Raw genomic sequence first — 520 nt, 5'->3', positions numbered from 1 at the left:
ACTATCATTTGATAATCATGGAGAAGATGTTGAAGAAGGTAAATATAGATATAATATTTCTACAGGTCTTGAAGGTTTAATATTAAATGAAAAACTAGATATATCATATACTTTTGTAAGACCTATACTACCAAATAGAAAAGAAGGTAAAAGTATAGATGAACTACTTCCAGGAGAAGAACTAGAAGAAGTAAAAGATAAAAGGCGTGCAAGAAGAAATGAAAACTTAAATATTAATCTATCTTTTCCAATAAGAAGTAATAAGATATATTTAACATATGGTAATTCAAGATATTTAAGAAGTATAATAACAGAAAATGATAATATATATGATATTTCAGGTATATCTAATAGATATGAGATAAAGTTAGATAGGAAGATAAATAAATCTATTAATTTAATAAGTTCATATTCATATATAGATAGGAAATCATATTTAGAAGATGTATTAAATAGAAGAGATAAGATACATAATATATCTATAGGACTAAATAGTAAGATAAAAGAAGAACATAAACTA

General features: G+C 23.1%; 1 protein-coding gene. It reads left to right on the top strand.

The features are described 5' to 3' along the window. The coding region (locus tag GM111_RS08335) for a ShlB/FhaC/HecB family hemolysin secretion/activation protein (RefSeq protein WP_197034548.1) at positions 1-520 on the top strand (520 nt) is incomplete at both ends.

This window comes from Streptobacillus canis (genome assembly GCF_009733925.1).
GTDB classification, from domain to species: Bacteria; Fusobacteriota; Fusobacteriia; order Fusobacteriales; family Leptotrichiaceae; genus Streptobacillus; species Streptobacillus canis.
The sequence above is the reverse complement of the archived record's forward strand: the minus strand, read 5'-3'. Positions and strand labels throughout refer to the sequence as shown.